This window comes from Bacillus sp. A1, assembly GCF_042296235.1.
In the GTDB taxonomy this organism is placed as follows: Bacteria; Bacillota; Bacilli; order Bacillales; family Bacillaceae; genus Bacillus; species Bacillus velezensis.
In genome coordinates this window covers 1,088,345-1,114,943 of record NZ_CP141181.1, presented here as the reverse complement: position 1 = coordinate 1,114,943, position 26,599 = coordinate 1,088,345, and the positions used below count along the sequence as shown (strand labels likewise).

24 protein-coding genes are annotated in these 26,599 nt (G+C 49.5%); 14 read left to right on the top strand and 10 right to left on the bottom strand.

The features are described 5' to 3' along the window. Positions 1–82 precede the first annotated feature (82 nt). Entirely contained in the window at positions 83–1,450 is a 1,368-nt protein-coding gene (locus U2H13_RS05740; RefSeq protein ID WP_014417380.1) for an MATE family efflux transporter, read from the top strand. Positions 1,451–1,485: 35 nt separating this feature from the next. Here the strand turns inward: U2H13_RS05740 and U2H13_RS05735 are convergent, their stop codons facing one another. Then, positions 1,486–2,226: a squalene/phytoene synthase family protein gene (locus U2H13_RS05735; RefSeq protein ID WP_110124631.1), complete on the bottom strand. Its 741-nt coding sequence runs from the start codon at positions 2,224–2,226 to the stop codon at positions 1,486–1,488. Positions 2,227–2,311: 85 nt separating this feature from the next. Continuing rightward, positions 2,312–4,153 (bottom strand): asparagine synthase (glutamine-hydrolyzing), encoded by a 1,842-nt coding sequence (gene asnB, locus U2H13_RS05730; protein WP_014417378.1) that lies wholly within the window; start codon positions 4,151–4,153, stop codon positions 2,312–2,314. Positions 4,154–4,328: 175 nt separating this feature from the next. On the opposite strand from asnB, the gene U2H13_RS05725 reads away from it, so the two are divergent. Continuing rightward, positions 4,329–4,871: a DUF2777 family protein gene (locus U2H13_RS05725; RefSeq protein WP_014417377.1), complete on the top strand. Its 543-nt coding sequence runs from the start codon at positions 4,329–4,331 to the stop codon at positions 4,869–4,871. Positions 4,872–5,071: 200 nt separating this feature from the next. Here the strand turns inward: U2H13_RS05725 and U2H13_RS05720 are convergent, their stop codons facing one another. Together U2H13_RS05720 and U2H13_RS05715 are read right to left on the bottom strand one after the other, a co-directional pair. Next, positions 5,072–5,428, bottom strand: coding sequence for a YisL family protein (locus U2H13_RS05720; RefSeq protein WP_003155128.1), 357 nt, complete (start codon positions 5,426–5,428; stop codon positions 5,072–5,074). 93 nt (positions 5,429–5,521) lie between these two features. Next, positions 5,522–6,427, bottom strand: a complete 906-nt coding sequence (locus U2H13_RS05715; RefSeq protein WP_031378473.1) for a fumarylacetoacetate hydrolase family protein — start codon at positions 6,425–6,427, stop codon at positions 5,522–5,524. Between the two features lie 217 nt (positions 6,428–6,644). Between U2H13_RS05715 and U2H13_RS05710 the strand changes: the two genes are divergently transcribed. The 7 genes from U2H13_RS05710 (at position 6,645) to U2H13_RS05680 (ending at position 8,999) form a co-directional block, all read left to right on the top strand. After that, a complete protein-coding gene (locus U2H13_RS05710; protein ID WP_014417374.1) occupies positions 6,645–6,860 on the top strand; it encodes an aspartyl-phosphate phosphatase Spo0E family protein in 216 nt (71 codons plus the stop codon). A gap of 189 nt (positions 6,861–7,049) precedes the next feature. After that, entirely contained in the window at positions 7,050–7,271 is a 222-nt protein-coding gene (locus U2H13_RS05705) for a spore germination protein (RefSeq protein ID WP_003155135.1), read from the top strand. Positions 7,272–7,283: 12 nt separating this feature from the next. Then, entirely contained in the window at positions 7,284–7,520 is a 237-nt protein-coding gene (locus tag U2H13_RS05700; RefSeq protein WP_007409164.1) for a spore germination protein GerPB, read from the top strand. 35 nt (positions 7,521–7,555) lie between these two features. Further along, positions 7,556–8,173 carry a spore germination protein GerPC gene (locus U2H13_RS05695; RefSeq protein ID WP_003155139.1) on the top strand — a complete coding sequence of 206 codons (618 nt, stop codon included), beginning with the start codon at positions 7,556–7,558 and terminating at the stop codon, positions 8,171–8,173. After that, positions 8,170–8,346, top strand: coding sequence for a hypothetical protein (locus U2H13_RS05690; protein ID WP_003155141.1), 177 nt, complete (start codon positions 8,170–8,172; stop codon positions 8,344–8,346). Before U2H13_RS05695 ends, U2H13_RS05690 begins: the two co-directional genes overlap by 4 nt. Then, positions 8,346–8,741: a spore germination protein GerPE gene (locus tag U2H13_RS05685; RefSeq protein WP_014417372.1), complete on the top strand. Its 396-nt coding sequence runs from the start codon at positions 8,346–8,348 to the stop codon at positions 8,739–8,741. The genes U2H13_RS05690 and U2H13_RS05685 overlap by 1 nt, the downstream gene beginning before the upstream one ends. A gap of 39 nt (positions 8,742–8,780) precedes the next feature. Next, the gene (locus tag U2H13_RS05680; RefSeq protein WP_003155143.1) at positions 8,781–8,999 is read left to right on the top strand and encodes a spore germination protein; all 219 of its coding nucleotides are present in this window, start codon (positions 8,781–8,783) and stop codon (positions 8,997–8,999) included. A gap of 43 nt (positions 9,000–9,042) precedes the next feature. Here U2H13_RS05680 and U2H13_RS05675 read toward each other — a convergent pair whose 3' ends face one another. The 5 genes from U2H13_RS05675 to addB all read right to left on the bottom strand — a co-directional run bounded on the left by U2H13_RS05675 (position 9,043) and on the right by addB (position 21,169). After that, positions 9,043–9,336 (bottom strand): hypothetical protein, encoded by a 294-nt coding sequence (locus tag U2H13_RS05675; RefSeq protein ID WP_017417418.1) that lies wholly within the window; start codon positions 9,334–9,336, stop codon positions 9,043–9,045. Between the two features lie 15 nt (positions 9,337–9,351). Then, entirely contained in the window at positions 9,352–12,744 is a 3,393-nt protein-coding gene (gene sbcC, locus U2H13_RS05670; protein WP_160216804.1) for an exonuclease subunit SbcC, read from the bottom strand. Continuing rightward, complete coding sequence (gene sbcD, locus U2H13_RS05665) at positions 12,741–13,913, bottom strand: exonuclease subunit SbcD (protein WP_029973171.1); 1,173 nt, start codon at positions 13,911–13,913, stop codon at positions 12,741–12,743. The genes sbcC and sbcD overlap by 4 nt, the downstream gene beginning before the upstream one ends. A gap of 64 nt (positions 13,914–13,977) precedes the next feature. Beyond that, entirely contained in the window at positions 13,978–17,682 is a 3,705-nt protein-coding gene (gene addA / locus U2H13_RS05660; RefSeq protein ID WP_154817894.1) for a helicase-exonuclease AddAB subunit AddA, read from the bottom strand. Beyond that, positions 17,669–21,169, bottom strand: a complete 3,501-nt coding sequence (addB, locus tag U2H13_RS05655; RefSeq protein WP_376700725.1) for a helicase-exonuclease AddAB subunit AddB — start codon at positions 21,167–21,169, stop codon at positions 17,669–17,671. The genes addA and addB overlap by 14 nt, the downstream gene beginning before the upstream one ends. Before the next feature lie 140 nt (positions 21,170–21,309). On the opposite strand from addB, the gene U2H13_RS05650 reads away from it, so the two are divergent. The 5 genes from U2H13_RS05650 to U2H13_RS05630 all read left to right on the top strand — a co-directional run bounded on the left by U2H13_RS05650 (position 21,310) and on the right by U2H13_RS05630 (position 25,982). Then, entirely contained in the window at positions 21,310–22,023 is a 714-nt protein-coding gene (locus U2H13_RS05650; RefSeq protein ID WP_017417413.1) for a DUF421 domain-containing protein, read from the top strand. A 68-nt stretch (positions 22,024–22,091) separates the two neighbouring features. Continuing rightward, complete coding sequence (locus U2H13_RS05645; RefSeq protein WP_007610501.1) at positions 22,092–22,601, top strand: ferritin-like domain-containing protein; 510 nt, start codon at positions 22,092–22,094, stop codon at positions 22,599–22,601. A gap of 223 nt (positions 22,602–22,824) precedes the next feature. Continuing rightward, on the top strand, positions 22,825–23,445 hold the full coding sequence (locus U2H13_RS05640; protein WP_376700724.1) for a TetR/AcrR family transcriptional regulator: 621 nt from the start codon (positions 22,825–22,827) through the stop codon (positions 23,443–23,445). A 15-nt stretch (positions 23,446–23,460) separates the two neighbouring features. Beyond that, entirely contained in the window at positions 23,461–24,657 is a 1,197-nt protein-coding gene (locus U2H13_RS05635; protein ID WP_204530425.1) for an MFS transporter, read from the top strand. Between the two features lie 167 nt (positions 24,658–24,824). Next, a complete protein-coding gene (locus U2H13_RS05630; protein ID WP_022553582.1) occupies positions 24,825–25,982 on the top strand; it encodes an AbrB family transcriptional regulator in 1,158 nt (385 codons plus the stop codon). Between the two features lie 35 nt (positions 25,983–26,017). Here the strand turns inward: U2H13_RS05630 and U2H13_RS05625 are convergent, their stop codons facing one another. Then, positions 26,018–26,539, bottom strand: coding sequence for a MarR family transcriptional regulator (locus U2H13_RS05625; RefSeq protein WP_012117244.1), 522 nt, complete (start codon positions 26,537–26,539; stop codon positions 26,018–26,020). Between the last annotated feature and the right edge of the window lie 60 nt (positions 26,540–26,599).

Genomic DNA, 26,599 nt, shown 5'->3' with positions numbered 1-26,599 from the left:
TTTCGTTTCTCTCCCTTTTTATTATAAGAAAATGGAGGTACACTTTTAAACGTTGATTTTGTCAGGAAAGGGGTTAAAAGAAATGAAACAAGCGATTTTAAAACGGGCTGCGTTCAAACAATCCTCTGATCACAAACTCTCATTATACGCGCTGACTTGGCCGATATTTATTGAGGTTTCATTATATATGTTTATGGGAAACGCCGACACTCTTATGCTTAGCCAATACTCTGACAACAGTGTGGCGGCCGTGGGTGTCAGCAATCAGATTTTAAATTTAATTATCGTGATGTTCAGCTTTATCGCTACGGGTACGACAATTGTGATTTCACAGTTTTTAGGATCTAAACAGAAAAAAGAGGCGCAGGAAGTGGCTTATGTATCAATAGGAGCGAACTTTGTCATCAGTCTCGCCATCAGCGCCGCCATATTTTTTGCGGCCGTTCCGCTGCTTCATGTGATGGGTCTTTCCAATGAATTGATGCCGGATGCTAAAGTCTTTTTGCAGGTGGTCGGCGGGCTGTCCTTCATTCAGGCTTTGATTATGACATTCAGCGCCATTTTAAAAAGCTACGGTCATACGAAGGATACGATGTTCGTTACGATCGGGATGAATATTTTAAATATTGCCGGAAACTTTCTTGTCATTTTCGGGCCGCTCGGCCTTCCGGTGTTAGGCGTCGCCGGTGTTGCGATGTCAACATCCATCGCGCGGATCATCGGGCTGATCGCGATGATTGTGATCGTCAAAAAACGCATCGGACTCGGTCTGACATGGCAAAAGATTTTTCACGTCCATAAAGAGCACTTGCGGAAACTCCTGAAAATCGGGATTCCGTCTGCCGGCGAACAGCTGTCTTACAACATTTCACAAATGGTTGTTACTTATTTTATCGCCATTATGGGCGCTCAGGCGCTTACAACAAAGGTTTATACGCAAAACATCACCATGTTTATCCTGCTGTTCGGAACGGCGATCAGCCAGGGCACACAGATTTTGATCGGCAGATATATCGGCGCCAAACGGTTTGACGACGCTTATGACCGCTGCATGAAAAGTCTGTACTGGGCGCTTGGCATTGCCGCTTTGACATCCGTGATCATGACCTTGTTTTCAAAGCAGCTGATCGGAATTTTCACAAGCAGCCCTGACATTATTGCGACGGCGAGCATGCTGATCGCCATGACGATCATTCTTGAGCCCGGCCGCTCATTTAATGTCATTATCATCAACTCACTGCGGGCTGCCGGAGATGCAAAATTCCCCGTTTACATGGCGATGATTTCCATGTGGGGTATCGGACTGCCTCTCGCTTATCTGTTCGGCATCCATTTCGGATTGGGGCTTATGGGCATCTGGATTTCATTTATCGCGGATGAATGGGTCAGAGGCATTCTTATGTACAGAAGATGGCGGTCGCGGATTTGGATTCAAAAAGGGATTGCATAAACGCCCGAAGCTTCGTTAAGAAGCCGGGCGTTTTTTTATGCTTGCGAAAGCCGTTGTCTCATGTCACCGAGCTCTGACCGGTAATGTGCCAGCAAACCGGTAACGGCGGGCCTTGAGTATAACGGAAACAGCTCCAGCGCTTCAGACGCCTCCTCGAAATACGCCTCGGCCTCGAATGCGATGTACTCCCATACATTCATAAAAGCTTTGTTGACGGTATGGCTCTCCAGCTCTTCTTCCGTATAGCCGAATTGCTTCATCACCTGGCGCGGGAGACGCTTTTTCGCCCGCTCATCCGTATGGACCCCCAGAAGCACCCGGGTCAGCTGAATGGCTGCTCCTAATGAAACGGCTGCATGGCGGAGTTTCTCTTGGTTCCGGCGCGCGCAAACCGGCAGCAGAAGCAGGCCGAGGGCTCCGCCTGTTTGGCCCGCGTACATCAGCAGGTCATCAAACTCTTGATAAGTTACTTTTTCTCTGTCAGAGATTTGGCCGGCGATAAACTCACGTAACGGCTCTTCTTCAAGCGCAAATTGCTGCCGCACATCGGCGAGCGCCTCCCACAAAAAGCCGTCGGCGCCTGTCCCGTTCAGAAAGTCTTGTACCGCCTGTTCAAATCTCCCAAGTTCCTGCACATCAAGCCGGTCAGCTTCGTGAAACAAAGCAAGCACCGCCCATGCGGCTCGCCTGTTTTTTGGCGGCAGTGATGAGAAAGTCCGTTTATATAAAGGAAAGTGCGCCTCGGCAAGCTGGGCGCATGTTTCGTATTCGGTCATGGTATCACTCCTCTGTTTTTTAGTGTACCACATGTTTCACAATAAAAAGACCGATATCCTTCAGCGGAAACCGGTCGCGGCACTGTTATTCTTCTATATCGATACGGTACGCCTCAAACCATGTATGGATCTGGGCAAGATGGGCGATCAGCTGCGGGCCTTTCATCAGCTGGCCGAACCACGGAACCTGAAAAGATGAACCTTCTGTCTCCAGCAGCATTTCCAGCTTCTTTCTGTCAAGCAGGGTGTGAAGCACGGAATCTTTCTGTTGTAAAATCGTTTTCAGCCATTCTGTGACCCCCTGCGTGTATTTCGGGTGATGCGTTTTCGGATAAGGGCTTTTTTTGCGGTACAAAATATCTTCAGGAAGCAGTCCTTCAAGCGCTTTCCGCAAGATGCCTTTTTCCCGGCTGCCATGCATTTTCATTTCCCAAGGAATATTCCAAACGTATTCCACAAGTCTGTGGTCGGCGAACGGCACCCGTACTTCAAGACTTGCGCCCATGCTCATGCGGTCTTTGCGGTCGAGCAGATTTGTCATAAACCAAAGCATATTTAAGTAGAACAGCTGCCGTCTCGCTTTATCTGTTCCCGTCTCACCGTCTAACAGCGGCGTTTCCGCAATGGTTTCTTCATATCTCGCATTCACGTATTCTCTAAGATTCAGCCGTTTTTGCCACTTTTCATCCAAGAGCGTGATTCTCTCCTCAGTCGACCTCATCCAAGGAAATCCGTCTTCTTCTGCTGCGGTGTGAAACCACGGATATCCGCCGAAAATTTCGTCCGCACATTCTCCGGAAAGGCTCACGACAAAATCTTTTTTAATTTCCCTGCAGAACCATAGTAGCGAGGAATCCACATCAGCCATGCCCGGCAGGTCTCTGACGAGAACGGATTCCTCCAGATGTTCAACCAGCTGATCCTGCGTAATCACGCACTTATGATGCTGTGTGCCGTATGCATTTGTCATTTTATCGATCCACGGGCCGTCATCATTCGGCTGAAAGGCGCTCGCTTTAAAAAATTTGCTGTTCTCCTCATAATCAATTGAATAAGTATGAAGGGGATCTCTGCCTTGTTTCTCAAAATGAGCGGCGGCTATCGCGGTTATCGCGCTCGAATCAAGCCCCCCTGATAAAAACGTGCAAACCGGCACGTCAGATACGAGCTGGCGTGTCACTGCATCCTGAAATAAGTACCGAATGTGAGCCGCGGTTTCATCGAAGCTGTCTGTATGCTTTTCGCTCTTTACATTCCAATAACGCCATATGGACAAACCGTCCTTTGAGAAAGTGAACGCATGAGCGGGACGCACCTCGTGAATTCCTTTAAACACCCCGCAGCCCGGAGTTCTGGACGGCCCGAGTCCGAATACTTCCGCAAGTCCGCCGCTGTCTGTGCGGGCTTTCACATCAGGATGAGCAAGGATGGCTTTCAATTCCGACCCAAACAGAAAGGAAGAGCCGTGTTCTTTATAAAAAAACGGTTTGACGCCGAGCCGGTCTCTTGCCCCGAACAGCCGCTCGCGCTTTTCATCCCAGATGGCAAAAGCGAAAATACCGTTCAAGCGGTTCACGCACTCCTCCCGCCACTCAATATAGCTGTGCAGCAGCACTTCTGTATCAGAGGTCCTCTCAAAACGGTGGCCCCTCGCCTGAAGCTCCTTCCGCAATTCCTCCGTGTTATACAGCTCGCCATTATAAATGATGGTGTACGTCTCCTCTTGATGCGTGCAGGCCATCGGCTGGCGGCCGCCTTCAATGTCAACGACCGAAAGTCTTTTATGTCCGAATAAAACATGGGGCTCTCCCCAGACGTTTGAATCATCAGGCCCTCGTTTTGAAAGAGTGTCTATCATATTGTTCATAATATGTTTCTCTTGGACGAGCTGCTTTTGAAAATCGACCCAACCCGCAATTCCACACATGTGATATCAGCTCCAATCCCGTTTCTGTCGGTATCAAATTCGTTTCTATCAGCACTTTACCCAGTTTATGCAAAGAAACGCAGATAGTTGATTTGTCCCACTAAGAGTTGTATGAGACAAGCCCGATTTGGAAAGAACGGAAGAGAAGAAACAAACAAAGGAGACCGGCACGGTTATGAAACGAAAACAGCTTTTCTCAGAAAAAAACAAATGGGGGCGCGGCACCCTGATGATAGAGGACGGCATCTGCCTCGTCGAAAACGATGAAGGCGATATCCTGCTTGCAGACAGTCTAGGAAACGCAGACGTATTGATGAAACGCGGCGGCAGATGGCAGCCGGCACGGATTTGCGGCGGTGCGGCCGAAATCGGCGCTGACACCATCCCCCTGCTCGGCGGGGAAGAAATCCGTTATGAAAAGGCGGTCAAACGGCCGCTGTTAACCTTGCTCGATTCGCTGGACGATGAAACGTTTCTGCTGTTTCTCAGCCATCTTCACGGGTTCGGCCTGTCTGTATATGATTGCGTATTTTCCTACAATCAGGCGCTGTTTTCCGGTGAAGGCGTTTCGTTTTATCACTTCTCGGCGGATGACGCACAATGCGCCCTGCAGCATCACCGCGGCAGCTCGGGTAAACACGACAGATTTGAATGGACGGCATCTGACGGGCGGCGCTCCATTATGTATTCAGCGGCAAAACAAGACGGCACCGCGTAACAAACAGGCGGCACCTTTTAAATAGGTGCCGCCTGATGGATTTAGCTTTGTTTTTCACGCTGACTGACGCCCGGCGTTTGCTTTTACCCTTTACAGCCGTAGCTTTTGCGGTAACGAGAGTGATTGACGCTGGCACAGTTGCGCAAAATGTATGCGCAACTAAAAAAACCCGGATGCATCCGGGTTTTTAAAGCGACTGATTAAAATACGTGAAAGCCGATCGGCAAGTGAAGGCCGAGCAGCACCGTCAGGACGAGCACGATAATAAAACCGATCCACAGTCCGCCGGTTGATTTGCCTTTTTTCTTGCGGATGACGAGCATTTCCATCAGTCCGATGGTAATGATGCCGAGCAGCATTTTTCCGGCATATTCTCCGTTCCAATTCGCAAAACGGACGAAAAGCTCAGCTCCGGTCAGAATAATAATAATGTAGAATAAGCGCAGAATCATATGCGTAATTTTTGCGCCCTTCGCTTTTCCGGCACCGTACAGCCCGTAGCTGACAAACACCAGGATAAGCGCAACGACCCATGAAGTAATATGCCAATGTGTCATTATGTTCAATTCCCCCTATCAGATCAATCTGCCTCACTTATGGTACCACAACAAGCCGCTCGGAGCATTATCAATCGTGCGAAAGACACACAATTATCCGATTTGGTTCGACAGCGTGCCGATCGGTTCAATTGTAATGTCAATGCGGTCCCCCGGCTTTAAAAATTTCGGCGGCTTAAACCCTTTTCCGACACCGGACGGCGTCCCCGTCGCTATAATGTCACCGGCTTCAAGCGTCATCCCTTTTGACAGCGTCTCGATTAATTCAGCTATCGGAAAAATCATGTCCCCCGTTGATCCTGATTGGCGCAGTTCTCCGTTCACCCGCGTTTCAACTTTCAGGCTTTGCGGATCACTGACGGCCGACTTATGTACAATGACCGGGCCCATCGGGCATGTCGTATCCAGGCTTTTGCCGATAAAAAACTGTTTATGTTTTTTCTGCAGATCGCGCGCTGTTATATCATTTACAATGGTATAGCCGAATATATGATCAAGCGCATGTTCTTTGGAGATGTGCGATCCGCTTTTTGATATGATTACCGCAAGCTCCCCTTCATAATCAAGCTGCTCCGTTACGTCCAAGTGGCTGTCCACTGTTTCTCCGTGTCCTGTAACGGCAGCGGGGGCTTTCGTAAAAACCATGGGATGCTCCGGTATATCAGCCTCACTCCCCATTTCAACGGCATGATCACGATAATTTTTCCCGATGCAGATCACGTTCTTTGAAGGTCTCGGAATAGGCGCGCAAAGCTTTACGTCAGACAGCGCATACATAAATGAACCCGACTCGTCATTCGGTTTTTTCGCCCATTCCGCAAGCTGTCCGGCATGCGCGACAAACTTATCTCCTTTTTGAATGCACTCGATCAGCGAACCCGGAATCGTCTCAAGTTCAAACAATTTTTTTTCAGCCTTTTGCAGATCTAAGATTTTGTCATCATCAATGATCAGACCGACAAATGTTCGGCTGTTCAGTTCCCCTGTCGCAAATTTCATGTTAATCCCCCATCATTTTTAAATCTGGCATTCCTTTATGTATTCTTCCTCCGGGCGGGAAATTCCTCTTTTAAACAGGCTGAAAATAAGTGTAAAAGAGTATCAAAAATTGTCACTTTTTTAGTCATATTGACGAAATAAAACCTTCTTGCCCAAAATGGGTTATACTATTATCATCCTATGTTTTCCAAAATAATCGAGAATTGGAGATCACACGATGAACAAAATTGAAGAAAAAAGATTAACTTTATTCGAGACAGCGCAAAAATTCGGAATCAATGCGACGGAGACCATCAGGTGCAGCCAGGAGCTGGACAGCCTTTTAAACGGGTGCCGGGGCGGGCTCATCCAACAAACGAAAGACAGCGGGCTGAACCCGTCCGTACAGATTGAGCACGGCCGCACCGCAGGAAAAAAAGAGGCTTTCTCATAAACGTGATGTGTATATAAATCTGTATCATTTATGTATAAGGCCCGGCATGCGTATAGCGCCGGTGTTTTTACGTCTAAAGTTTTTTCCGCTCACAAAAATGTGCATTTGTCATAAGCTATTTTAGGCAGGCAGCCCAGATAAGCTCCTGGAGTATAGTCATGAAAATCTTCACGAAAAGGATGTGCTCGTATGCCCGCAATTGTCGGAGCGTTTAAAATTAATGCCGTCGGTACGAGCGGAGTCGTTCATATAGGCGACTGCATCACCATTTCTCCAAAAGCAGAGGTTAAGACATTTGCCGGAGCGGGCAGCTTCAATACCGGAGACAATCTCACACTGACGAATTACAGAAATTCAACGAATGTGTACGATAATGATGTAATCGATCAGCCGATGGCAGGAAACGCATAAAGGAGGCGCCGTATGAATTTTTACGTCAATCAGTCGATCCATATCAATTACATGCGTGTAGAATCTGTCAGCAATTCCTCCATACTGCAAATCGGAAGCGCCGGTTCAATTAAATCTCTTTCCAATCTGTACAATACAGGGAGTTATGTTGAGCCGGCGCCGCCTGTCACCGCGGGGCAGCAGACTGTAACAACAGGGGGAGGTCCCGGCACCTCATCATTTGTACCGCTCCAGCCGCCAAGCCGGTAGTTTTAATGAAGGAAACGAGACGCGAGGTGAATGTCATGTATGATCAATCCGTTTCATCCTACCTGCAGAATTTAAATTCTTTCGTCCAGCAGCAGGCGCAGCAGATTCAGGAGCTCGAACGGCAGCTGAAAGAATTCCAAAATGAAATTTCAACGCTGAAGCAGCAGCCTTCTACAAGAATCGATCGGCTCGAGTATAAATTTGATCAGCTGAAAATTGAACGGCTGGAAGGAACGCTGAATATCGGATTGAATCCGACTGATCCGAATGCCGTGCAAAACTTCGAGGTCGGCCAGACATCTCCGCAGGTCGGAATGATGCAGCAGGAACAGGCGGGCCAGCAAATGCAGCAAATCCGTCAAAACGTCGATATGTACCTGAATGAAGAAATCCCCGCGCTTTTAGAACAGCTCGAAACTCAGTATGAGAGCAGGCTGGACGAAACGAACAAATATCATATTATTGAAGATATCAGAAAGCAGATGGACAGCCGGATTCAGTATTATCTGTCCCATGTCCCGAAAGAAGAAAATACGGCGCCCGCGCAATATGCCGAGCAGATTGCCGAACATGTGAAGCGTGATATTGTCAGGGCCGTCGAGCACTTTATTAAGCACATACCTGGTGAAATGAAAGGTGATGATCCGTCATGATTTTTACAGTGATTAACCGGAATATTGAAGTTGGCGACATCCGGTCTACCGGTGTGTCCAGTTCTTCCTTATTATTAATCGGCGACACCGATTCCGTCTATCTGTCTTCCATCTTTGACACGCCTCCGGAATCTCTTATTATCGGGCCTTATGTGCCGCTGGCGCCGGAATAATGTTAAAGCGCATTTCACGCCTCCGGAACGCCAAAATCAATTCAGTCGGGATTGCGAGTGTCTTTCAAGCAGGCGATACGAATGAAATCAATATGCGGGTCAAAGTATTGGCCGATCAGCGTAGTCTTGCTGTATACAGAGATGATGAAGGCTCATTTAACAAAAAAGAATACCAGATCTTTCGGCAGCCGGCCGTCATGCCGTTACCGGAAACGGGAGTCCAAAGCGCATTCTGCCATGAAAACCCTTCAATTCGGGTAAGGAATGTGAAAGTTCAAGGGGTATCGTCAGCGTCCGTGGTTCAAATCGGATCGACGTCGATCGTTCTGGGAGATTCGCGGCTGAAACATATTAGGCAGATCTTCACATCAAGCTCACAATCACAGCAGCCCTGACATATAATGACGGTGAGACTTCTATAAAGGGTGTCGTTTATGCCAGCAATTACCGGACCTATAGCTATCAATTCCATATCGGGCGGAGTCGTAAACTTTGGTGATTCCTTTTACCTTTCTCCAAAAAGCTCTTCTAAATCTGCGCTCGGTTCGGGAGCAGGCAATACCGGAGATTTCCTGTTATTAAACAACGTTGTCAATGCGACAAACTATATAGACCCCGATGTCAGCGATCAAAATGTGGTCGGAAACGCCTAAAAAGCAGCCGCTCTTTCAGAAGAGGGCTGCTTTTGGTTCAGCGTTATGTTCGTTCATTTGCTTTTTTTGTTTTTACAAGCTTTTTTGGCGGCTGTTTTCTGATCCATTTCACAAACCGCGCGAGTTTCGGGTCACGCCGCAGCTCTTCTATTCCCGCGAGCCTTGCCGCAAGCTCCTGATTCGTATAGAGCGCGTGAACCTGTTTATGACAAGGGATGCAGAGCATTGCGGTCGGAAGGAATGTCCCGCCTTCTTCCTTAGGCGTTAAGTGGTGCTCCGTCAGCCGCACATGATGGCGGCCGCATAATTCACATGTGCCCTCGGCAGAATCGGCCATAATTCCTTCTCCTTTCTACATGATCTCCAATGTGACCCGGGTGCCTTTCCCGCCCGGTTCGGACGGATGAACGATTAATTTTTTCGGCAGACGCGCTCTCAGCTCCTGCACATGGCTGATCACTCCGACGGATAAGTTGTCCGATTGCAGCTTTTCGAGCGCTGTGACAACGGTGTCTAAGAGCCCTTGGTCAAGAGTCCCGAATCCTTCATCTAAGAAAAAGAATTGCAGCGGGTATTGCCCCCGCAGCTGAATCTGGGCGGACAAGGCAAGCGCAAGCGACAGCGATGTCAGAAACGTCTCCCCGCCGGAAAGGCTTGATACGGGCCTTTTGACGCCTCCGTTCGCGTCATCACGCATGACGAAACCGCCTTCTGAATCGACTAATATGGCATACCGCTGCCTTGTCAGCGCTCCGAGACGGGCAGAGGCGTCCCGAGCCACGCTTTCCAGCTGTTCTTCCGCTAAAAATTCGACGAATGTATTGCCTTTACATACAGACTGGAGCTTATCAAGCCTGTCAATCTGTGTCTGCCAGCTTTTCAGTTCGGCTTCAATCTCTTTAAAGCGCTTATGCTGTTTTTGCATAACCGCGTAGGCTTTTGCCTGTGCTCCTTTTTCCTCCATGGCGGCGCCTGACTCAGCCTCTGCCTGCTTCAGCAGAGAAACGGATGCTGTCCATTCTTCCTCCGATATCCGGCGGTCGGCTAATTTATCAGTAACACGGCTGATATTTGCCGATAGCTGTTTTGAGGTGTCCAGGAACTCATCAATTTCTTTTTTCATTTCCTCTGCACGCCCTTGCGGAAGCAGACTTTTTTTGACTTGGTCCGGCTCGGTAAACCCGGTGTCTTTTGACCTCACGCGCCAGTCGTTTTGCGCTTTCTCAAGGGAGGTCTCAGCATCCCTGAGTGACATGAGACTCCCGGATTCCCGGCCTTTTGCGTCATTCAGTGATTGCTGCGCCTGCTTCAGCGCGTCGAATAGGGACTGCTCTTTCGATTTTAACAGCTGTAATTCCTGCCGCACCGCTTCAAGCTTTGCGGAAATTGATGTTTCTTCAGCTGCTGTTCCGAGCTCTTGTTCATATCCGTCAATCACCTGCTGCAGGCGCTCCGACGCATAGTGAAGCTCGAGCCGTTCCCGTTCAAGCCGATGCTTCATCTCCTGCAGGCGTTCTTTCTCCTCTTCATGTTCCTTGAGGAATGCGATGCTTGTTTCAATGCGCTTCTCACATTCTTCTGCCTGCCTGTCCTTCTCATCTATCGAAGCCTGCCAGGCGTCAATCCGGTTTGGCGGAATATCACCGCAGACTTCGTTGTACTGATTCAATCGGCTTTCTGACAGCGATTCAAGCTCTTCTAATGAATGTCTGAGACGGGCGGCTTCTTTTTCCTCGTAGCGGATTCGTTCGGCAAGCTGCTCAGCTTGTTTCACCGTCTGCTGATGCGCGCTGATCAGTCTTGTGACCTTCTCTTTTACCGACAGCATATCCTGTTTCATTTGTTTCCACTCCAAGCGGACGGCGCTGAACGCTTCATCAAGCGGGCGTCCGCTGATGGAGGAAGCGGCTTCCAGCTCCGGAACCCGGGCGCTTTGCAGAAACGGACATTCTTCGGTAAAACGCCCCGACTGTTCTTCTAATGCAACCTTGGCTGTCAGCACTTCCTGAGAAAGAGCCGCCGCCTCAGAAAGCAGTGCTTCAACCTGCTGCAGCTGTTCCTGTACAGCTGTATCAGGCGAGAATGTTTCATGAGCGGAACGCGGGCGGTCATGCTGCGTCGAGCCGCATACAGGACAAGGCTTTCCTTCGATTAGTTTTTCCGATAATTCTTTTGTTAATGCAGCCGTTCTCGCTTCCTCTGAGCGCCTGCGGAGATCGGCTTGCGTTTTGTCAGCCCGTTCGGCTGCGGCTTTCAGTGAACGCTCCGTTTCACAGACCATATGGTAAACGGTTTGAAGCGTTTGATAAGCGCGCGTAATGTCTTCCTCTTCCGTTTTCGCTTTCGCTGTGAGCGACTCGCTTTCTCCGTTCAGCTTCTCCACGTTTTTCAGCTGCGTTGTCAGATTGGCCCGTTCTTTCGTGATTTGTTCCTGTGTCTGCTGAAAGCCCGCCGCCAGCTGTGCTGCGGTCTGGCATTTTTTCCGTTCATCGGCGGTCACTTGAACTGCTTTCAGCTCTTCTTTCAGCTCATTCTGCCTGTTTTGGCCGCGGGTCAGGCGGTCTTTCACTCCGGCCAGCTGTTTCGAGGCGGCTTCGTATTCTTCCTCTTTTTTGCTGTGTTCCGCATTTGTTTTTTCCGCTTCTTTTTTCGCTTCAAGCAGTTTTTGTTCTATGGCTGAAAGTCTTTGATACAGCTCTTCTTCCTTGACAAGCTTCGGCTCCTGTTCGGCCTTATGGGCCCGCCATGCTTCATAGGCTTCATTTTGCCGGGTAAATGAAACGGTTTCCGCCTCTGATTTCCGTTTGGCCAGTTCGTGCTCCTGTTCGGCGCGCTGCTTCCGGCGGACGGCTTCTGTGTAGCGGTCTGCGTACGGCTCAAGGGCGAGAGCTGTTTCAGCCTCTTTAAGACGCTCAGTCAAATCCGTGATGTACGGGCGTCTTTCCTCAAGCTTTTTCTCCCGGCGCTCATATTCATCTCTTTCTGTCTGCAGGTTCCAAATTTCCTGGTGATTCTCAAAACGCTCTTTTGCCCGGACCCGTTTCTTCTCAGCTGCTTCAAGCCGTTCGTTCGCTTCGTGAAACTGCTGTTCAGCCTGCTTCAGCGCATCTTCTCCTGCGTCTCCGAGGCCGGATTGTTCGGCCAGCATTTCATTTTTTTTCGCTGCCGCTTCCTGCGCCCGCCGCCGCAATTTTTTGACAAGCCTGTCCCCGTACTGTTCCAGATTAAACAGGCGCTGGAGCATATGTCTTCTTTCCGCGCCTTTAAGCGACAGAAACTCGGCAAACTTTCCTTGCGGCAGCACGACCGCTCTTGTAAAGTCGTCAATGGTCAGGCCAAGAAGCTCCTCTACCTTTTTGTTCACTTCATTCGCTTTATCGGCCAGCACCGTTTGTTCGTCTTTGATTTCAATCAGGCGGCAGAGGGCGGTTTTTACTTTCGTTTCATCCGTTCTCTTAAAAACGCGCTCGACCTTGTAGGAAACCCGGTGGCCGGATTGAAGCGCGAATGTAAATGAGACGGCGAGCTGATCTTCGGCATGATTCAGGATGCCGTGCGTATTATTTGCGGCGCGCTCCACTTTTCCGTATAAAGCGAGTGTCATGGCATCAAGGATCGACGATTTTCCGCTTCCGGTCGGCCCGAAAATCCCGAACACCCCGGCTCCTGACAGTCCGGCAAAATCAATGGTCTGTTCCTCCCTGAAGCTGTGGAGCCCTTTTATCGTTAACAGAATCGGCTTCATGTCGCATCCTCCTCATCATCTGCTGACGCAAGCTCTAAAAACAGCTTGACCATCTCCTCATCCGGCACGCCGCCGCCCGTTTGTTTTTCATAAAACTTCTTAAATCGATCCTCAATTGATGTGTGTTTCACTTCAATCCGGTCATTGCCGGTCTCTTTTTCTTCAAAAACCGGCCTGATATGGATAAAGCCGGGATGCGCCTTTCTCAGCCGATGAATTTCCTCGAGAGAAAGCTGATCCGTCAAATGGATATCAAGGTCGATCCAGGCATTCCGGTCACGCCCTTCATCGAGCCAGCCGTGAACCTCGCTCAGCCCCTGCGCTTTCCATTTGACGAGCGGTTTACCGGAAGACAGGAAAACCTCTTCCCACTTCGCTTCTCCGCCGGGCTTCGCTTCTACCACCGTGACCGATTTGGCATAACCGGCTTCTGAAAAGCTGTATGCGAGCGGAGAGCCTGAATAACGGGCAGCCGTCTTGGCGCGCTTGATCGTTTGCGGACGGTGGAGATGGCCGAGAGCCACGTAAGCCGCATCAGCCGGCAGGCTGTCAGCGGCAACTGTGTAAGCGCCCCCGACTTCAATCGGACGCTCTGAATCGGTCTGATTTCCCCCCGCGACATAAATGTGGCTCGCCGCAATTTTCACGGCATCGTCCCGGCACAGTCCGCACATGTGAGCAAACGCCTCTCTGATTTTGACATCGTAATGATCGCGAAGAAGCTTTTCCTCAAACGTATCAGAAAGCACTTCGTTTAATCTCGCCTCTGACGGATATGCCAGCGCGGCTACGGCTAACAGCTCGTCCGCCGACGGCACCTCAATATGCACGGGTTCTGTCCGCGGATAGCCGATTAAATGAATGCCGCGCTCATTTGTTAACGGAGAAGCCGCCGCCAGCCTGTCGGGATTGTCATGGTTTCCGGCAATGACGACGACCGGTCGTTTTCCGCCGTCAGAAAGCGCGGAAAGACTTTCGTAATACAATTGTTCAGCGAGCGCAGGCGGGTTGACCGTATCAAATACATCCCCCGCCATAATGACCGCATCAATATTTTCTTCCTTGACAATGGTATTCAGCTCTTCCAATACCTCGGCCTGCTCGCTCAGCCGGCTTCTGCCTTCCAGCGTTTTGCCGAGGTGCCAGTCAGCTGTATGTAAAATGCGCATACCGCATTCACCTCACTTTTTGATAGAAAAAAAGATCCGCTCCAAAAAGGAGCTTCGGATCTTGTTACAGTGTAAGAACGTGACCTCCATCGAAGAAATAGAGCGCACGCCCTTTCACTTTCGTTTTCGTAATTTGTTCAACCGCTTTTGTATACAATTCGATTTGTGTTTCATACCTTTTTTGCAGAATCGGAGCCGCGCCTTCAAATCCGTTCCGGAATTTCCCCTCTATCCGATCTGTCTTATAGTCCAGCAAATAGAGACCGTCCGCAGTTTCGTAGAGGCAGTCAATAATCCCCTGCACGAGCAGCGGTTCACCGGCCGTTTCGGCATCCTTGTACACCTCGCCGGCCGGAAGCGCCATACTGAACGGCACTTCCCGGTCAATCCGCAGCGCCCCGAGAAGGTCTTTACCGATTTCAGTTCCGAAAAACTGAACAATTTCTTCTATATCAATAGCTTCCTGCTGTTCTTCTGTCAGCAGCTCTTTTTCGTAAAGCATCCGGACCGTCCGCTCCGCTTCTTCGGCAGTCGGCACGTGCGTCAGCGGTATGTGCTGCATCACCGTATGCATCGCCGTTCCTTTTTCGGCAGCTGTCAGCCCTTTTTTCATCATAAAACCGGGACGCCTGTATAAAAGCGTGTCTCCTGACGGTTTGATGAGAGAGCGGCCGCTGTATTCATCCTCGTATTCTTGCTTTCTCTTCAGCTCAGAAACTGACTGCTTCGTTCTGATAGCCGTCAGCTCTCGGTACGGATATTCCCATTCAAGCAGACGGCGCGCCTGATCATCAAATGAAAACGAACCAGGAATCGGCTCGCCCTGCTGAATCGCTTTGAGACGTTTGCTCTTTTCTTCAGCACGTTCTTTTGGATTCTCTTCCAGCAATTCACTTTGCTGCAGCATCCGGATGTGAAAACGCGACGGGTCGCGCGCGATATCCTCAGACGATGAAAGTCCCGGCGTCCTGTGCGCCTCCATGTCACGGTGGCGGATGAGCGCCGGCCCGATAAAGTCCAAATAAGATGACGCCTGATAGCGGTCGAATTCAGAAAGAAGCCAATCAGCCCGGTCTGCTTGCGCCTGCCATTTGGCCAGCTGTTTTTCCCGGTTTTTGCAGGAACCGACGAGAAACAGCTTTTCCTTCGCTCTGGTCAGCGCCACATACAATACGCGCAATTCTTCGGATAAGAGCTCTCTGCGCATCTTTTTCTTCATCGCCACAAGCGGAAGAGTCGGATAGCTGATTCTGAGTTCCGGATGAATGTACTTCGTGCCGAAACCGAGCTCTTTATCAAGCAGGTATGATTTGTTGAGATCCATCATATTAAAACTTCTGCCGAGTCCGGCGGTGAAAACGACGGGGAATTCAAGTCCTTTGCTGCTGTGAATCGTCATCAGCCGAACGACATCCTCCTGCTCGCTGAGCGCCCGGGCCGTCCCCAGATCATCGCCGCGCTCCTGCATCCGTTCAATGAACCGCAAAAAGCGGAATAACCCGCGGAACGCCGTCGCTTCGTACGAGCGCGCCCGGTCATACAAGACGCGCAGATTGGCCTGGCGCTGCTTTCCGCCGGGCATGCCGCCTGCATAGTCAAAATATCCGGTATCGCGGTATACTTCCCAAATCAGCTCAGACACCGAATGATTCGTCGAAAATGACCGCCACTTTTGCAGACTGTCATAAAAGGTTCTCAGTTTTTGATATAGTTCATCATGCCTGTCACCGTTCGCTATATATGCTTTCAGCGCTTCATAAAACGGCGCTTTTTTCTTTTCAAGGCGTATCAGCGCAAGTTCATTTTCATCACATCCGACGATGGGCGAGCGCAGCACGGAAGCAAGCGGAATATCCTGATACGGATTATCAATCACCTTCAAGACTGAAAGCGCCGCAGCCACCTCCACGGCTTCAAAGTAACCCGACGTCAAATTGGCGTACACCGGAATGCCCTGGTTTTTCAGCTCTTCCATTAATTGCGGCGCCCACGGCATGGAGCGCAGCAAAATCACGATATCCCGGTACTGGATATTCCGGTGTGTTTTTGTTTTGCCGTCATATACCTTAAACGGAGATGAGACAAGCTTTCGGATCTCCCCGGCTATCGCTTTCGCTTCCCAGTGCACGGTTTCAAAGTCTTCGGCATCCTCGGCGCTGTCTGCGTCATCAGCGCTGTCAATCAGCAGCAGTTCCGTTTTTGCCGCGTCATTCGGCGGATACGATGCGCCGAGCTTCAATGCCGCCTGTTCATCGTAGTCCACTTCACCGATTTTTCCGCCCATCAGCTGCTTAAACAAGAAATTCGTACTGTCCAAAATATCGGAGCGGCTGCGGAAATTTTGGTTCAGATCAATTTTCTGCCCCGCGCCTTCCCCGCTTTCTGTAAACCTTTTATATTTCCCGAGAAACAGCAGCGGCTCAGCAAGTCTGAAACGGTAGATCGATTGTTTGACGTCGCCTACCATAAACAGATTTCCCGCCTCTTCATTCCCGCTTTTAACAAGCTGCAGGATAGACTCCTGCACAAGATTGGTATCTTGATATTCATCAACCAGAACTTCATGAAACTGGTCTTGATAATAAACGGCCGCTTCGCTCGGCACCCGCCGGCCTTCTTCATCAACCGCAGTTAAAATCGCCAGGCAGTAATGTTCCAAATCTGAGAAATCAATAATTGATTTTTCTTGTTTCGCCGCTTCAAATCGTTTTCCGTACGATATCACGAGCTGAACGAGCGTTTCGATGACAGGCTTCATATCTGTTAAACTCTTTAAGTGATCTTGCGGACTTCTTGTAAAGTAATCTGTCTTTACCTTTTCGATCAGTTTCTTCGCGCCGTTTCGCAAATCGGTCGCTTCGTCCAAAAGCGCTTTGTCAAATTCATCACCCTTTACCGCCTTCGCCCGCTTAAATGAGACTGCGGGAACCCGTTCATACAGCGCATCGAAGTCATGCCGGCAGCTGATCAGCTCTTCTATCTGCTGAAGGTCATCCAGAAAATTATCAGCGCGCGGGGCCGGCCCGCCGGGCGCTTTTGTCAGTTCAAGCGCCTTCTCAAGCTTTTGTTTTGCCCCGAAGAGCGCCATTTCAACATCTTCTCTCACATACTGGTAAAACGGAAGCTCTTCCATTTTGCTTTCTTCCGTCACGTCATACAAGCGGACAAAGCTTTGCAGCCACGCTTCCGGGTCAGGATGCGACCGGGAATACTCGTACACCCGTTTGACAAGGTCTTGAAGATCCAGATCATGCCTGTCTGTCGTATATCTGTCCGCAAGCTCAAAAAACGCCTGATTCCCTTTTGCGTATTCATCTTCAAACAGCTCATCAAGCACTTCGTCTCCGAGCAATTCGCCTTCCGTCTGGTCAGCCATCCGAAAACCGGGGTCAAGATCAATCATATAATAATATTTTTTAAGCACTTGCAGACAGAAAGAGTGAAGCGTCGAAATGCTCGCCCGATTTAATAGAGAGAGCTGCCGTCTGATATGCAGAGATCCCGGATTTTTGGCGAGCTCTTTTTCTAATGCTTCCGCGATCCGATGCTTCATCTCCGCTGCTGAGGCGTTTGTAAAGGTCACCACAAGGAGCCTGTCAACATCAAACGGATCTTCTTCCGCGGTTATCTTTCTGATCATCCGTTCCACGAGCACGGCCGTTTTACCTGATCCGGCTGCGGCAGCGACCAGAATATCGCGGCCGGAAGAAACGATGGCGCTCCATTGGTCATCCGTCCATATGCTGTCTTTCGGTTTAGGAATTTGCATCATCATCCGCCTCCTTCTTCAGCCAATCCAGTATAGTGCCGTCTTTTTCCGCTTTCAGGCTGCGGTATTCATTTTCCTTAAGCGACTCATCAAACTGGCACACCGATTGAAACGCACAATACGTACAAGGCGTCTTATCTTTCAGCTTATACGGGGTAATGGACACAAGCCCGTCCGTTATCGCTTCGCCCGCCTGTTCAAATGTCCGCCGCACATGGTCTGTCAGCAGATGAAAATCCTGTTCGCTGACCGCGGCTGAGTCGGATCTTAAAGACCCGTCCTTTTTCAAACCGGCATTGACGATATTTGAACGCCCTTCCTCCAACGTCGTGTCCATCAGGCTGATCGCCTCCCGGTCACCGAGGAGAAGGCCTTTCATTTTAAATTTCTTAAAAATTTCCTGCTCGATTTCATCAAGCCCCATCGGCAGACTGGCCTGAATCATCGGATCATGAATATGGAAATACAAAACGCCTGCCGGGGTCGCTTTCATGCCGAGCCAATCCGCGGAATGTGTAATCGATAAGTCAAGATATGTGAGCATTTGCAGAGCGAGCCCGTAATACACCTCAGCCAGATCAAGCCCTCTGTCGCTTGATTTATAATCAACGATTCTCAGCAGCAGGCCTTTTGAGCTTTCCGCTTTATCCACGCGGTCGATCCGTCCGACGAGTTCCATCGTACAGCCGTTTTTCAGCGTGAAAGTGAGCGGAGGCAGCGGCCCGCTTCCGCCGAAACCGAGTTCAAGACCGACCGGGACGAAACCGCTCGCCTTCGCATGCTCGCTTAATATGCCTGAAACACGCGTGACGATCTTCTGCAGTTTTTCCTTCACATAAAAGTGTCTGTTTGAGCTGAGCAGAATCTCTTTTTGCAGCTTTGGCGCAAGCCGTTCCACCGCTTCATAGGAGAAATTCCGGCACTGATCTTTCGTCAGATCGCGCCATTCCAGCTTCTGCTCACGAAGCCGGTCTGAAATCAGCTTCAGGCTGGAGTGAAACAGCTGGCCGATATCCGGGGCTTCCAGCTTGAAAAACTGCCGCTCTTTTAATTGAAGCCCGTGTGATGCAAAATGGGAAAACTGGCAGGCATTAAACGCCTCCATCCGGGAGACGCTTCCTTTAATATGCTCGCCGTAAAGCTGGCGCGAAACAGGCCGTTCAAGACGCTTCGCCTCATTGCGGAAAAACAGGCTTGAAAACAGCTTTTTCGCACGCCGGTGATCAGACTCTTTCATCAGCACATTGTATGCGCTCCACCATACGTCACTGATCTCGTACTCTCTTGTCCACAGCCTGAGCTGACTTGCCGTATATGTCTGAGCCACCTGTTTATTGACGAGATACTGGAGCTGCTCTTCTTCGCTTACCTGCTCGGGATCAGCCGCTGACAGCTTTTCCTGATGATCGGGAAACAGCTCGCCAAGCCTGTTTACAACGATTGACGGCAGGAGCGTTTTTCCTTCCGCATCGGCAATCGGGTATGACACATAAAGACGGTCAGACGGACTCGACAGCGCCATATAGATGAGAAAATGCTCATCAAGCAGCCGCTCACGCCCCGCGGAAGACAGCTCCACTCCGACCGCTTTCAGCCACTCCCTGTCATCATCAGACAGCACGCCGTTTTCATCCGGGCGCGCCGGAAGAATGCCGTCATTGGCCCCGATGACGAATGTGCAGGACGTGCCGTACATTCTTGAGAGATCCATATTCCCTACAAATACTTGGTCAAGCGCAGGAGGAATTAAAGAAAAATGAAGCGATTCCGTTCCCGTTTCAAGCATTTGCTGGAACAGCGCCAAAGATATTTCATCTTCACCCATCATGCCGGCAAACTCCTCGAGAAGCTGGATAACGGCATCCCACGCTTGGCCGTGCTGCTGCGCTTCGATCATGTTTCCGGCCTCTTCGGCCCGCTGCCTTTTTCGGTCCAGCTTCAGGGGAACATCGGTATCTTCCAAAAAGAGATAAAGAGCCTCCGCCATACTTTGAACCGTTTTCGCCTTTTTCATCCGGTTTTGAAGCCGGACAAGGGGCGCGGCCATCCACTCTTTCGTCTCATTCAGCATTTGCTCCATCTCTATTTCCTGATCTGTCTGCGCGAAATCCACATCGAGCGATACGAAGCGCCTGTATACAAACCGCTCGCCGCTCGTCCAGCGCTCCCCTTTAATGCCGTAGGCGATACAGTAGTTTTCAAGCTGATCAACCTGCTCTCTTATTTTCTGCTCCGGCTGATCAAGCGGGAATAACAGTTCGGTTTTCGCACAGCGGAACACCGCTTCATATCTCCAGTTCCCCTTCACGACATCCAGGCTTGAACGGATGAATTCAATAAGCGGGTGATGCTGCATAGAAGCTTTTCCGTCAATAAAATAAGGAAGCCCGTAATCGGCAAACACTTCCTTCAGCAAATCTTTATAATCTTCCGGCTGACGGATGAGAATCGCCATATCTTTGTACCGGTATCCTCCGTCCCGGACAAGCGATTGAATTTCCCGGGCAATACCTTCAAGCTCAGCTCTTCTGTTTTGCGCCTGCATGACGGTAAAAGCTTCCTGTCCGCCGGTGTACGCCGCGGCGGGACGCACATCGTACTGCGACTCTATACAGGCAAGCTCCGGCACATGCCGATGCCGCTTCGTGCCATGCAGTTCCTTGCAGGAAATATCGGCATTCAATTCCTTTGCCGTCTGATAAAGCTTATAGTATGTGCTTCCCGTCATTCTGAACAGATCGAGCTCATCCGGTGCCTGTTCCGCCGAAGGACTGTCCGCCGTCAGCGAGAATGTGACATGTTCAGCATGCATGATCAGCTGCTCCAGCACCCTTAATTCCTGCGGCGTAAATTGATAGAATCCGTCGACGTAAACACGGGCGCCTTTTACAACGTCCGCCAAAGGAATCTGCTGAGCGAGCAGCGTCAAATAATCCTCTGAATGCAAATAGTGTCCGGCGAGGCTTCTTTCCATCTGCTGATATAAAATGCCTAAATCATGAAGTTTTTCAGACAGCATCCGCTCTCCGCGATATTCTGACGCCGTTCCGCTTTCCGCCATGCGGCGGACGTCTTCAGGCTCAATACAGTACCGCTTAAACTCTGTCAGCATCCGTTCCACCTGCTCAGTGAACCCGGTTTTGTCACTCGCTTTTTGATACACTTTAAACTCGTGCTTATGTTCTTCAATCAGTTTCCTTAAAAGCATCTGCACACCCGTCGTCGTCACAAACGGGCGGTTCATGCCCCCGGTATGCTGAAGCACGCGCCACGCCAAACGCGAAAAACTGAACACTTGAGCGCGTATCATGCCGCCGATATCCGGCGTTTTAGCAAGCTCATATTCCATTAAAAACGTCATTTGATCCGGGACTAGAAAAATGATCGGTTTCCCGAACGGCTCCCGGCGCAGTTCATCTTGAATGCTGTCGATAATCAGCCTCGTTTTCCCACTCCCCGATCTGCCTACTAAAAACTCAACACCCAAATTAGAAGACCCCTCTCTTTTTATCTTTCTACATTTTATCGAAAGTTGACGAAAATGACCAATCTCATCTGCTGGTAAAAACGGGATGACTGTTTTAAAAAGTATCGCTTCTGACCAAAATAAAGAAAAAAGGACTAATGATGATGTCAGAATATCCCGAAGTGATTGTACGGACGGCTCTGTCGTTCAGCATTCTGTTTATCGGCGCCCGGATACTCGGTAAACAAACCATTTCACAGATGACGCTTTTTGATTTCATTGCGGCCATCTCGCTCGGCGCCATCACGGCAAATCTGTCGTTTAATACAAAGCTGCCGATTCATTATAATGTCATTGCCTACATTATTTTCGTGGCAATCATTTACCTTGTCGCATATCTTTCTATGAAAAACAGGGCCCTTAGGGGTTTCTTTGCAGGCAAACCGACCATTATCATTCAAAACGGTAAAATACTTGAGCATAATATGAAAACGATGCGTTATACCATCGACTACTTGAACCAGCAGCTGCGTGTAAATGACGTATTTGACATTTCTCAGGTTCAGACTGCCATCATTGAAACAAACGGCAGCATGTCAGTGGAGGTCAAACCGGAATTTGCGCCCGTTACAAGACAGGATCTCGGCATCTTTGCCGGACATGAAAAGAACTTTGCCGTTGAGCTGATTATGGACGGCCGGCTGGTGATGAAGAATCTGGAAGAAAACCACGTATCGGAAAAATGGCTGAGAGAAGAATTGGACAAGAGAAACCTCAAACCGGAAGACGTCGTATACGCTGTGCGCGGAAGCAACGGCCGGCTTTTTGTCGACACATACGACGACCATATTACATCGCCGCTAGATCAAGAATAAAAATGACATCCGCACATGTCACGGGCTGCCGCCGTATAATACCCTATAAACATCCGGGGGTGAGTCCAATGCACGAGAATTTTTTTCATTATACAGCCATCTGCAGTGACGATTCTGTGCTTATCAAGGATCTGGTAAAATCCATAAACGGTGAATACAGCGCTGTGATTTGCTACTCAATATTAGCCGAAAAAGCGCCGACCGCAGAAATCAGAAGACGAATCGAACATATCAGAGAAGAAGAAGTGCGCCACCTGCACGCTTTCTCTTCACTGTATACGTCAATTACCGGAAAACAGTTGACGCCGAAACAGACGGAGCATTGTCCGCACACATACAGAGAAGGACTGAGGGCGGCGTTTTATGATGAGCAGAAAACGAATGATTTTTATTTGCAGGCATCCGATAGAGCGGTGCATCCGGAAGCGAAGCGGTTATTTGCCCGCACGGCATTTGACGAGCAGCGTCATGCCGTCTGGTTTTTATACGATATGGCCCACTCTCCTTTCCACCATACAGGGGGAACGGTATCAAACGCGCCGAACACAAGCTACACCGAGGTAAATACCGGAAAATAACGGTTCAGGCAGACCGCAGACAAACCCCGTTCTTTCAACATGAGAGAATGGGGTTTACTTTTCGAACCGTTTTTATACTCCCTCTAAACAATGGATAACTTCTTCATTGTATAATCAGCAAAAACCCTTTATAATAAAATAAACCAACTGGTCGGTTTTAAACGAACCGAGCCCCGCTTTGCCGGGACAACGATATGAATGAGGCGGAAAGGATCTGTGTGAAGTGACAAATACAAAAGGCGGTGCCGGAAAGAGCGAAAAGACGAAGAACAGGCTCGTATCCGCTTCGCGTGACTTATTTGCAAAAAAAGGATATTCAGAAACATCGATTCGGGATATTTTAGAGGCGGCCGAAATCAGTAAAGGCAATCTATATCACCATTTTAAAGGAAAAGAGTTTCTGTTTCTTCATATCATGGAAGAGGATCACCGCGTGATGATCGAGACGTGGAGGGAAATGGAAGCTGATCTGAAAGATGCTGCCGAAAAACTGGCGGGCTTTGCGGAGCTGCTCAGCCGGATGAGCATCAATTACCCGCTTATGAGAGCAAGTGAAGAGTTTTATGCGAGTGCGTTTACGTCAGAAGAGGTCGTAAAGCGGCTCAACAAAATTGATATTGAATATGACGATGTGATGAGAGAGATCTTAGAAGAAGGAAATCAAGACGGAAGCTGGTCCATTCATCATGTCGAATCAAAAGTAAAAATCCTGCTATCCGTCTTCTACGGTTTAGATGTGTTATATAAAAACGATACCATTCAGCAAAGAATCGAATTGCAAAAAGAAGCCATCTCCGTGTTTATTCACGGGTCGATCAACGCTGATAAACAGAATGACAGCTGACAAAGGAGAAACAACATGCAAAAACCGATCAGAGAACAAAAGGCTGTACTCATCATCTTATTAAGCAACATATTTATTGCGTTTTTAGGCATCGGATTGATCATTCCCGTTATGCCGCTGTTTATGAATGTGATGCACTTGACGGGCAGCACAATGGGATACCTTGTCGCTGCCTTCGCCGTCGCGCAATTAATTGCATCCCCCATTGCGGGAAGATGGGTTGACCGCTTCGGCAGAAAAATCATGATTCTCGCCGGACTGTTTTTATTCGCATTATCCGAACTGACCTTCGGGTTGGGCACACATGTCTCCATTTTATATTTCGCAAGGGTGCTGGGGGGCATCAGTGCCGCTTTTATCATGCCCGCCGTTACAGCGTATGTCGCAGATATTACGACGGTGCAGGAAAGATCGAAGGCGATGGGCTATGTATCTGCCGCCATCAGCACAGGGTTTATCATCGGGCCCGGCATAGGAGGATTTATTGCCGATCACGGCGTTCGTATGCCGTTTTTCTTTGCGGCGGGAATTGCATTTATCGCAGTGATTTCCTCTGTCTTTATGCTGAAAGAGCCGTTAACTAAAGATGAACGCGCAAAGCAGATGGAAAGCGTCAAAGAATCAACCTTCTTAAAAGATTTGAAAAAGTCGATTCATCCAAGCTACTTGATCGCCTTTATCATCGTCTTTGTTTTGGCATTCGGGCTGTCGGCGTACGAAACGGTATTCAGCTTATTTACAAACCATAAATTCGGCTTCACGCCAAAGGATATCGCCATTATTATTACGTTCAGCTCCATTGTGGCGGTCCTCATTCAAGTGCTCGCGTTCGGCAGACTTGTCAACTTCCTCGGGGAGAAAAAAGTCATTCAGCTTTGTCTGATCATCGGCGCTGTGCTGGCTTTCGTTTCTACGGTGATGTCAGGGTTTTTGCCCGTGCTCGCTGTCACCTGCATCATTTTCCTTGCGTTTGATTTACTGCGCCCGGCACTGACTACTTATCTATCGAAGATCGCAGGAAATCAGCAGGGGTTTGTTGCCGGTATGAACTCAACATACACGAGTTTGGGCACCATTTTCGGTCCGGCTCTGGGCGGTATTTTATTTGATATGAATATTCACTTCCCGTTTCTGTTCGCAGGTGTGGTTTTATTTCTCGGTCTGGGATTGACGCTTGTGTGGAAAGGAAAAGCGGGCGAGGTTTCGGAGTAGGGTGCACTCACCCATCTCCGGAGCTTTTTTTGCGTTTGCGATAAGAAAAATGAATGGATTATGAGAAATAATTCATTATTTATTTATCTCAAAATCTATACTATAGTAATAGTAAGGTTAACGAGCTTAACAATTTAATATGAATGTTTCAGGAAGAAGGGTTTTCATTGAAGAAAGACAAACATCTCCTTACAGATATCTGGTTTATTCTCATCAGTGCGGCAGGGGGGTTTCTTCTTTCGCTTACAGGGATGTCGATCGCCTGGATGCTCGGAACGCTGGCCGCCGGCTGCATCCTATCCATGACGAGGCCCCGCTGGCTGTTCATGGCGCCTGACAGAAGAGGGATTCACCGCAGATGGCTTGCGGCGGGACAAATGATCCTCGGCATCGAACTCGGCCAGAAACTGAACCTGTCCGTTCTGTCGGTTTTACGGGAGCATTGGCTTCCGGTAGGCTTCATGCTGATTTTCTCTATCGTGATGGCGCTTGTTTCCGGATATGTGCTCTTTCGGTTCAGCCGGACGGACATGATGACAAGCTTTGTAGGCACGGCGCCGGGCGGTTTATCCGCCATGCCCGGTATCGCCCAGGAAGTCGGCGCAAACACTGCGATTGTAAGCCTTATTCAGCTGACGCGCGTCCTTTTGGTCGTCATGACAATACCGTTTCTCGTCATTTTCTTATTTACCAAACAAAACGGTACGGCTCAGACATCAGCCGGAGCCGTTTCGGCAGGAGCTTCACATCCGGGCCTTATTCCCGTCTTGTTAACGGCCGGATTTATTTTGGCTGCCTGGCTTGCAAGCAAAGGCGCAAAACGGCTGAAATTTCCCGCCCCTTGGCTGCTCGGCAGCATGATCGGCGTTGCTGCTGCGGAAATCGGCGTGTCCGCCTTGGCGGGCAAAGACATGCTGGCCTGGTGGCCGCCGGAAGCGAACCAGCTGTCACAAATTTTTCTCGGCGCCACAATCGGATCAAAAATGTACAAAAGCATGTTCACCGGCGTGACGAGAGTGCTGACCGTCGGATTTATTTCTTCCGTCGGATTAATCGCCGCCATGATTCTGAGCGCGGTTGCGGTTTCTAAATTAACGGGCATCTCCATGATTACATCTGTTCTCGCCTTTTCTCCCGGCGGGATCGCCGAGATGGCGGCGACTTCGATCACCCTGCACGAAGACTCGACTTTCGTCGTCGCGGTTCAGGTCATCCGGATCGTTCTCGTCATCGCCATGCTTCCGCCCTTCTATCGGCTGCTGCACCACCTTTCTCAGCTGAAACGGGCACACGGCGAAAGAGGCCGGGCAGAAAGAGGAACATGATCCGAATAAAAAACACGCATCCATATGCGTGTTTTTTATTTGAACAGCTCTCCGCCGCCATTTACAGACCGCCAGTTTGCTGAAAGATCACGGAACAGCCGTTCAGCAAATAACAGTTCTTCATCTGTATAGCGGTCTAAAAACGCCAAGAGCCGCTTTTTTATCAATTCATGATATTCATGATGAAGGGAATGCAGCTCTTTCCCGGCAGGAGTCAGCCGGAAATAGACTTCTTTTTTATTGTCGCTCAGCCGGGTTCTGCGCAGAAAGCCGGCTTCCAAAAACTTCGCGCAGCTTCTCGACACGGTCGGCTTTGTCGTCTTCATTTTTTCCGCTATTGACGTGACATTGATCGGTTCATGATCTCCGATACACGACAAAATGTGAATTTCCGTCAAGGTCAGCTGTAATTTTTTCCCGTTTTCTTCACGGAGTTCGTCCATCCGTCCGGCCAACGACGCCCTGATGTCCTCCTGACACCTCTCCTGCTCGTGAAAAATATCTGTCAGCCCTTCAAGAATCATGTGTTTTGCATGGTCTGGCTGTCTTCTGTCCAACTGCTGAGTCACCCTTCCGTATTGATTGTTTCTTTTACTATAACGTTTTGTTACACAAGA

What these genes read in the sequence shown, in the direction of transcription:
- U2H13_RS05725 (WP_014417377.1), top strand. Translation starts at nt 4,329, where the DNA reads ATGAAACGAAAACAGCTTTTCTCAGAAAAAAACAAATGGGGGCGCGGC.
- U2H13_RS05735 (WP_110124631.1), bottom strand. Translation starts at nt 2,226, where the DNA reads ATGACCGAATACGAAACATGCGCCCAGCTTGCCGAGGCGCACTTTCCT.
- sbcD (WP_029973171.1), bottom strand. Translation starts at nt 13,913, where the DNA reads ATGCGCATTTTACATACAGCTGACTGGCACCTCGGCAAAACGCTGGAA.
- U2H13_RS05685 (WP_014417372.1), top strand. Translation starts at nt 8,346, where the DNA reads ATGTTAAAGCGCATTTCACGCCTCCGGAACGCCAAAATCAATTCAGTC.
- U2H13_RS05705 (WP_003155135.1), top strand. Translation starts at nt 7,050, where the DNA reads ATGCCCGCAATTGTCGGAGCGTTTAAAATTAATGCCGTCGGTACGAGC.
- addA (WP_154817894.1), bottom strand. Translation starts at nt 17,682, where the DNA reads ATGCAAATTCCTAAACCGAAAGACAGCATATGGACGGATGACCAATGG.
- U2H13_RS05715 (WP_031378473.1), bottom strand. Translation starts at nt 6,427, where the DNA reads ATGAAATTTGCGACAGGGGAACTGAACAGCCGAACATTTGTCGGTCTG.
- U2H13_RS05635 (WP_204530425.1), top strand. Translation starts at nt 23,461, where the DNA reads ATGCAAAAACCGATCAGAGAACAAAAGGCTGTACTCATCATCTTATTA.
- U2H13_RS05675 (WP_017417418.1), bottom strand. Translation starts at nt 9,336, where the DNA reads ATGGCCGATTCTGCCGAGGGCACATGTGAATTATGCGGCCGCCATCAT.
- U2H13_RS05650 (WP_017417413.1), top strand. Translation starts at nt 21,310, where the DNA reads ATGATGTCAGAATATCCCGAAGTGATTGTACGGACGGCTCTGTCGTTC.
- U2H13_RS05645 (WP_007610501.1), top strand. Translation starts at nt 22,092, where the DNA reads ATGCACGAGAATTTTTTTCATTATACAGCCATCTGCAGTGACGATTCT.
- U2H13_RS05720 (WP_003155128.1), bottom strand. Translation starts at nt 5,428, where the DNA reads ATGACACATTGGCATATTACTTCATGGGTCGTTGCGCTTATCCTGGTG.
- U2H13_RS05680 (WP_003155143.1), top strand. Translation starts at nt 8,781, where the DNA reads ATGCCAGCAATTACCGGACCTATAGCTATCAATTCCATATCGGGCGGA.
- asnB (WP_014417378.1), bottom strand. Translation starts at nt 4,153, where the DNA reads ATGTGTGGAATTGCGGGTTGGGTCGATTTTCAAAAGCAGCTCGTCCAA.
- U2H13_RS05740 (WP_014417380.1), top strand. Translation starts at nt 83, where the DNA reads ATGAAACAAGCGATTTTAAAACGGGCTGCGTTCAAACAATCCTCTGAT.
- U2H13_RS05695 (WP_003155139.1), top strand. Translation starts at nt 7,556, where the DNA reads ATGTATGATCAATCCGTTTCATCCTACCTGCAGAATTTAAATTCTTTC.
- U2H13_RS05710 (WP_014417374.1), top strand. Translation starts at nt 6,645, where the DNA reads ATGAACAAAATTGAAGAAAAAAGATTAACTTTATTCGAGACAGCGCAA.
- sbcC (WP_160216804.1), bottom strand. Translation starts at nt 12,744, where the DNA reads ATGAAGCCGATTCTGTTAACGATAAAAGGGCTCCACAGCTTCAGGGAG.
- U2H13_RS05690 (WP_003155141.1), top strand. Translation starts at nt 8,170, where the DNA reads ATGATTTTTACAGTGATTAACCGGAATATTGAAGTTGGCGACATCCGG.
- U2H13_RS05700 (WP_007409164.1), top strand. Translation starts at nt 7,284, where the DNA reads ATGAATTTTTACGTCAATCAGTCGATCCATATCAATTACATGCGTGTA.